The organism is Nitrospirota bacterium (genome assembly GCA_016214385.1).
Taxonomy (GTDB): domain Bacteria; phylum Nitrospirota; class Thermodesulfovibrionia; order UBA6902; family JACROP01; genus JACROP01.
In genome coordinates this window covers 1-6,006 of sequence record JACROP010000137.1, presented here as the reverse complement: position 1 = coordinate 6,006, position 6,006 = coordinate 1, and the positions used below count along the sequence as shown (strand labels likewise).

6 protein-coding genes and 1 pseudogene are annotated in these 6,006 nt (G+C 42.1%); all 7 read right to left on the bottom strand.

The window, feature by feature from the left end; translation table 11 throughout:
- The coding region (locus tag HZC12_08685) for a hypothetical protein (protein MBI5026779.1) at nucleotides 1-1,007 on the bottom strand (1,007 nt) is incomplete at its 3' end.
- A gap of 127 nt (nucleotides 1,008-1,134) precedes the next feature.
- The gene (locus HZC12_08680; GenBank protein MBI5026778.1) at nucleotides 1,135-1,767 is read right to left on the bottom strand and encodes a hypothetical protein; all 633 of its coding nucleotides are present in this window, start codon (nucleotides 1,765-1,767) and stop codon (nucleotides 1,135-1,137) included.
- Complete coding sequence (locus HZC12_08675) at nucleotides 1,757-2,392, bottom strand: hypothetical protein (GenBank protein MBI5026777.1); 636 nt, start codon at nucleotides 2,390-2,392, stop codon at nucleotides 1,757-1,759. Before HZC12_08675 ends, HZC12_08680 begins: the two co-directional genes overlap by 11 nt.
- A gap of 2 nt (nucleotides 2,393-2,394) precedes the next feature.
- Entirely contained in the window at nucleotides 2,395-3,936 is a 1,542-nt protein-coding gene (gene pilM / locus HZC12_08670; protein ID MBI5026776.1) for a pilus assembly protein PilM, read from the bottom strand.
- Nucleotides 3,933-4,835 (bottom strand): general secretion pathway protein GspK, encoded by a 903-nt coding sequence (locus HZC12_08665; protein MBI5026775.1) that lies wholly within the window; start codon nucleotides 4,833-4,835, stop codon nucleotides 3,933-3,935. The genes pilM and HZC12_08665 overlap by 4 nt, the downstream gene beginning before the upstream one ends.
- Nucleotides 4,822-5,385: a prepilin-type N-terminal cleavage/methylation domain-containing protein gene (locus HZC12_08660; GenBank protein ID MBI5026774.1), complete on the bottom strand. Its 564-nt coding sequence runs from the start codon at nucleotides 5,383-5,385 to the stop codon at nucleotides 4,822-4,824. Before HZC12_08660 ends, HZC12_08665 begins: the two co-directional genes overlap by 14 nt.
- Nucleotides 5,382-5,780 (bottom strand): annotated as a pseudogene (locus tag HZC12_08655) (prepilin-type N-terminal cleavage/methylation domain-containing protein). The gene HZC12_08660 and the pseudogene HZC12_08655 overlap by 4 nt, the downstream one beginning before the upstream one ends.
- Between the last annotated feature and the right edge of the window lie 226 nt (nucleotides 5,781-6,006).

Genomic DNA, 6,006 nt, shown 5'->3' with positions numbered 1-6,006 from the left:
GCGAGGTAGCTTCTGGGATCGGTCTTTATAATAAGGGCATTTATGTCTTCATATGGTGTGATAATTACTTCACCTGCAACCTCACCAGGCAGTGCCTCAGCAACAGTTGGTGTCACAGGAGCCGCTAACTGTGGTGACGGTGCAGGAGTAACCGGCTTCGGGGGAGCTGGCTTCGGAGGAACCTGTGGTTTTCCAGGTATAATCCTTTTTTCCACATACAGAGATCTTAAAATCTCTGCAAGCTTTTTTGCCTCTCCATTCTCTACATGATAGACAAAGGTTTTAATGGATTCCCGCTCAGTAGAAGGTATATCCAGAGCCTCAACTATCTTCATAAATTTCATCAAGCCAGATGGAGGTGCGGTAACTATCAAAATATTTGAAGGTTCATATACTATGAGGTCGGCTCCACGAGGCATGAGATTTCTAATTATATTTACGATATCACTCGCCTTGACATATTCGAGGGGAACTATCTGTGTTAAAAAGCTTGAGTCAACCTGCAATTTTACCTCTTTCCCGGATTCAACTGTTAGAGGCTGCTGTTTTGCCTGTTCTAAAGGAACGACTTTATATACAGCGCCATCCCTGACAAGGGTGAGGCCATTTACCTCAAGTATTGTCTGAAATACAGGAAAGAGGTCATCGACTGAAAATTTCTTATGGGAGCGAATTGTAACCTTTCCAGTAATGGTAGGAGGAAGGACATAATTTATTTTCAACATCTCAGCAATAGCAGAGACTACGGTGTTGATGTCAGCGCCGTCAAAATTCAGCACCACATACTTATCCCCTGCCTCCTGTTCAACCCTTATCGGTTCATCCCTCTTTAATGTCTTTATTTCAGGAATTTCAGGAGGTTTTTGCAGAGGAGGCTCAGGTGGTTTTTTCACTTCTTCGGCAGGAGGCGGAGACGGTAGGGCAGCAACTTCCTCTTTTACCAATTCTTTAGGAGCGCAGGAAACAACTAAGAAGATTGCCGAAATAAATAAAATGATTCGTAACATTGCCTTACCTCCCAATTCCCGTTTACGGAGGACGATAATTTGAGAAAAGTATAGCAAAAAGTCAGAGGAAATTATCAAGAAATTTTTAGAACAGGTTTATTTTTATCCTGAATCCTGCGTGATTTATTTATTGTTGTGGTGCAGATGCAGGTGGTGTTGGAAGTGGTGGAGGCTGAGCAGGCAAATATGGAGTCTGTGTTGTGGGTTGTACAGGCTGTGGTAAATGTGGGCTCCTCGGAGGGATGACTGGAGGCGTAGAAGGAGACCCGTCAGGTTTTTTTACAGTTTCTACCCTCGTAATTTTTACCTCTATCTTTTCCTCACCCCTAAGAAGTACAGCGTTATTTTTTCCTATCTCCTGGACAATAAAACCTGCTATTGAGTCTTTTATACCATAAGCCTTCACCGTTTTAGTTATTGGGTCTTCAAGATATGCCTTAGCTACACTTTCTGTAATTACAGTACCAATGAGTCTTGGTGGAGGGAGGGGAGGCCCTGCCTTTGAAATCTCCTCTATTTTCGGCTCTGTCCTGCTGGGCCTGAAGAGGTCTTTCTGGACAATTACCTGAAAATCAGATGCACCTTTCTTTTCCTCAGGACTCTCAGCTTCCTTTTTATCGGACTTATCCGATTGGGCCTGTTTCTGGATAGCCTTGAAGGGTATATCTAAAGGTTTTGCGAGGGAATCGTAGAGCTTAAAACTCAGAAACCCTGCAAGGGCTATGAGAATTACATTCAATAAAAAATAACTACGCAGCATTAACACCCTTCTCCTGAGTTTTATTTTTTGTCTTAGATTTATCTGTCCCTGATCCCTGCTCCCTGACCCCTTTCTTGATAAGCCCCCTCACTGTCATGGTCACATATACCTCTAATGGGTTATTTATATTGGTAACACGGACCTTCATCTCAGGGATTGTGAGTAAGAGTGGCGATGTCTCTATCCTCAAGAGCATTTCCTTTAGTTTTGCTGTTGTTGCTGTAAACCCTATTTCCACAGGGATTCCAGAATACATCTCCATATCAACCGGGCTCATGGCCCGTTCTGACTTTATGTCTGCTCTTGAGGCTATTGCCATTTCCTTCAGTATTCTCTGAAGCTCTGCTGCTGCCACAGGAGGCTTATCTCCTTTGAGAAGGCCATTGTCAAGCTCCTTTAGTTCATTTTTTGTGGCCTCAAGTCTTTTAGCTATATCTTCTTTTTCTGAAATCCTATTTAACTGTTTTAACAGGTAAACTCTTTTGGTTTCCGCATGCTCGCCTGTGGATGTCTTTATGTTGCTATACCATGTAAAAAGAAAGTATGACAGTATGATTGCGATTATTGAGCCTCCAATTAAAATGGCCTTCTTTTCCCTGCGTTGTAATCTAAATTTAAATGGCATCTTCATTGAGATTTCTCTTTATTAGATGCTGAAACAAGTTCAGCAGGTTTGACAACCACTGCCTTGATTTTAAATCCCTCTTTCCCACTGCTCTTTGTAATAGGCCCCATAAACTCCACATTTTCAAAAAACAGAGAATCCTCAAGCACTGAGATAAGCTTTGAGGATGATGCAGCAAATCCACTTATCACAAGCTCTCCCCTGTACTTGTTGTCCTTTCTTTCTGACTCTTTATAATCAAGGTTTGTAATCCAGGCATCGGCAGGTATTACATTCGTCAGCTCAGCAAGTATATCGAGTTTGCTGACGGTATCAGTCTCCACGCTAAGAAGAAATTTCTTTTTTTTGCCGAGCTCATTAAGCCCTGCTGAGAGTTTTTCGACTGCTGCCATTTCTGGCTCATTCTTTTTAATTCCCTCCTCAATTAGCCTGAGAGACTTTTTCTCATTGGACATCCCTGATGCCAGTATGCCGAGGCCGAGAAGTAGAATAACAGGCAGGGATATTTTTGTAATTAAAGGGCCGATTTGCCTCTCTCCTGCCCCCTGCTTATGGGGAAGGATATTTATCTTTATATTTCCAAGGCCAAAACCTGAGAGGCAGGCGCCGAGAGATGGAGATAGTTCCTGCATTTCAGCGTCTTTTGCACTGGTAGAAAATTTTGAGATTGGGTTGATAGCTACTACTTTTATGCCAAATTTTTCTGCTACAGATTGGGAAAGCCCCTGCCTCGTAGAACCAGGGCCTGAGAGTATTAATCTATCAATCTTCTTTATTGAAAGCCCTGAAAGGGTTTCGTTTAATTCGTGGGAAAGCTCCTCTAAAAAGACCTCTGAATTATCCAGGTCAATGGCAGCATCTTTAAGATACATGCAGGAGCCTCCTTTTATTACTGCCATGTCAGATTCTCCTGGCCTTAAAAAAAGAGAGATGCATACATCCTCACTGGCCCCGAATATCTCTGACCTTCTTGTTAATCCTAAGAGCTCCTGCCATCTATCTGCCCTGTTTCCGCTTAACTCTATTGCATTAAGGAGGCAAAATGAGGAGATATTAATAGCCTGAGGCTTAAGAGAGCTCTTCCTCAGGAACTCCATTATATTTTCCATTTTCTCTTTCTGAACAGCCACAAGCACAATCCTGTAACTATTGCCATTCTTGCCCAGGGCATGAAAGTCATAAAATACATTTTCTATTTGAAAGGGTACATGCCGCTCAACCTCATACTGCATTAGTCCCTTAAGACTATCTTTTTCTGGCGCCGGGACCTCCATGAATTTGATGATTGCCCATTTCTTAGGAATACTCACAAATACCGCTTTCGTATTAATCCTGTGCTGGCTGATAAATTTCTTTATCTCTGAAACTGCATCTTCATGCAGGTCCTTGTTAAATGGAAGGGTTATCGATGAGGCCAGTTTTATCCCTGATACAGTGTTTTTAAGACATGTGGCTACTAAAGAGTCATCCCTGAACTCAATGCCCAAAACGCTTTTGAAAAATTTATCCTTAAACCATTGCTGCCCAAAATAAATTAAATTCACGAACTCACCCGGTTATCATTCCAGTAAAGGATTTCTAAAGTCTTCTCGCTTTTTTTCAAGACCAATGCCTTGATAGCCCTCTTAATTTTATTACTACTGCCTGTGGAGATGACAGTAAAGTATGTGGACCTAACAATTCCGCCTGCCATCGGGTTCAGTATCGGCCCTGCGCTCCTCTGCATTATTATATTTTCTGCTACGGCAGGCCCGAACTTTGCCTCGAGCACAACCCTGTCAGCAGTATTTATATTAATCATGTGAGAGCTCTTTGCAGTAAGATATTGAGCAATGCCTTTATATTTTGACTCTATGTTTTTTGAGCCATAAAGAATTTCTGGTGTAATGCCTTTTACAAGGAGAAGTTCTTTAACTGTATCAAAAGGCCCGTCTTTACAGCTATATGGTTTTGGCAGAGACTGATAATAATCCTCTTCTGCTCCGTTCAACCTGTGGAGGTTGTCTGCATCCCTCCAGTCAAAAATGGAATCAATTATTGTGTCAAGCTCTGTTCCTTCTACACCTGAATACCTGAGTATATATCTTAATTGTTCGGGAGTTGCAGAATTGAGGTTTATCTTTCTGTCTTCATCTATGATTGCATAGGAATATGCGGTATTCCCGAATCTGCCTTCCCTGTCAGGACTTTTTTCCTTTTCTCCAAACATCAGGATGCCCTTTTCATCAAGATACATTTGCTCCTTTGCAGAGATGATCTCTGCCTTTGCCTGCTCAATCCCTGATAAGGCTGCATAATATGCCTCTTCTTCTTCCTTGAAGTTCCTTGTGATATTGACTTCTGTCCTCATGGAAAAGGCAAATTCTGTAACTATTGCTGTAAGCAGAACCAGCACCCACAGGACAAGCATGAGGGCAGCGCCTTCTTCGTTATTTCTTTTCATAATCCTTTAATCCTGATGGGATAGACATTACAAAGGGCTGAAATTTGTCTACCCTGACTCTTACTGCACCTGGAAGGGACTTGTCTGAATCCCATGATTCCTTCCATTCTTTTTCTTCTGAGGAGAAGTATTCAAATTTAAGCGCAGATACCTTTGAGTCGAGGACATCCCCTTCTACTGAAATTTTTTCTAAGACTTTTTTATCAGGAATAATGCCTTCCCTTAGCATGAGGGCATCGTCCTTTACAAAATAGGAGACCCATTTTAACCCGGCATCGGATGGTGTAACAAACCAGATGGAATCAGATTTGCCCTGAAAGGCAACTACCTTTTTCCCATCTATTTCTATTTGATACGGGTAAGCAGATTTTATTTGCTGGCTTAGCCTCTCTGAGAAGAACCTCAGTCTCTGGGAATTATCTATATCTGCCTCTCCTTTGTCCCATGCACGGATGCCAAGGCCGAGACTACTTCCAACTATGAGCGTGATAAGACTTAATATCGCCATGGCAATAAGGAGTTCTAAGAGCGTGAAGCCTTTTTTACTCACTTAAACTCCTCCTCCAAAACTGCCTTCAAACTCACAAGTTCCACCGACCTTTCTTTATTAGGGTCAGACCAGGATACTTTTACTTTTATCTTTAATAATTTCAATGCTGTCTCTTCGGTTGTGACAGGTGTCTCGCTGTGAGGTAAAACTTCCGCATGCCAGCGAAAGCTGTTATTTCCAGTAGCGACAGAGCCTTCTGTGAATTCTCCAGAGCCTGAAACTGGTTCAATAAACAACTCTTCCATCTTCTCTTTTGCATGAATAATAGCCCTGGTGTAATCACGAGAGGCTCCACCAGACCTGAGCCCACCTGAGAAAAGCTGCATAACCATGACAATGCCTATGCCCAGTATGGCAATAGCAACCATAATCTCAATAAGTGTGAAGCCGCTATTAGTGACGAGTCACGAGTGTCGAGTGTCAAGTGACTGTCGACTGTCGACTGACCATATGTATGTTTCTAAGTTTTTATTCATCATTTTCAACTTTTAACTTTTAACTCTTAACTCTTAACTCTTAACTCTTTTACCTTCACCCTGCCTGTAATCCACTCAACTGTTATTCGTAACATAGAGTTCTTCTGGTTTTTAAGTTCGATCTTCCCCCCTGTGGAGTCACCCT

Coding starts and splice junctions, on each gene's coding strand:
- HZC12_08665 (MBI5026775.1), bottom strand. CDS start 4,835: ATGAAAAGAAATAACGAAGAAGGCGCTGCCCTCATGCTTGTCCTGTGG.
- HZC12_08680 (MBI5026778.1), bottom strand. CDS start 1,767: ATGCTGCGTAGTTATTTTTTATTGAATGTAATTCTCATAGCCCTTGCA.
- HZC12_08675 (MBI5026777.1), bottom strand. CDS start 2,392: ATGCCATTTAAATTTAGATTACAACGCAGGGAAAAGAAGGCCATTTTA.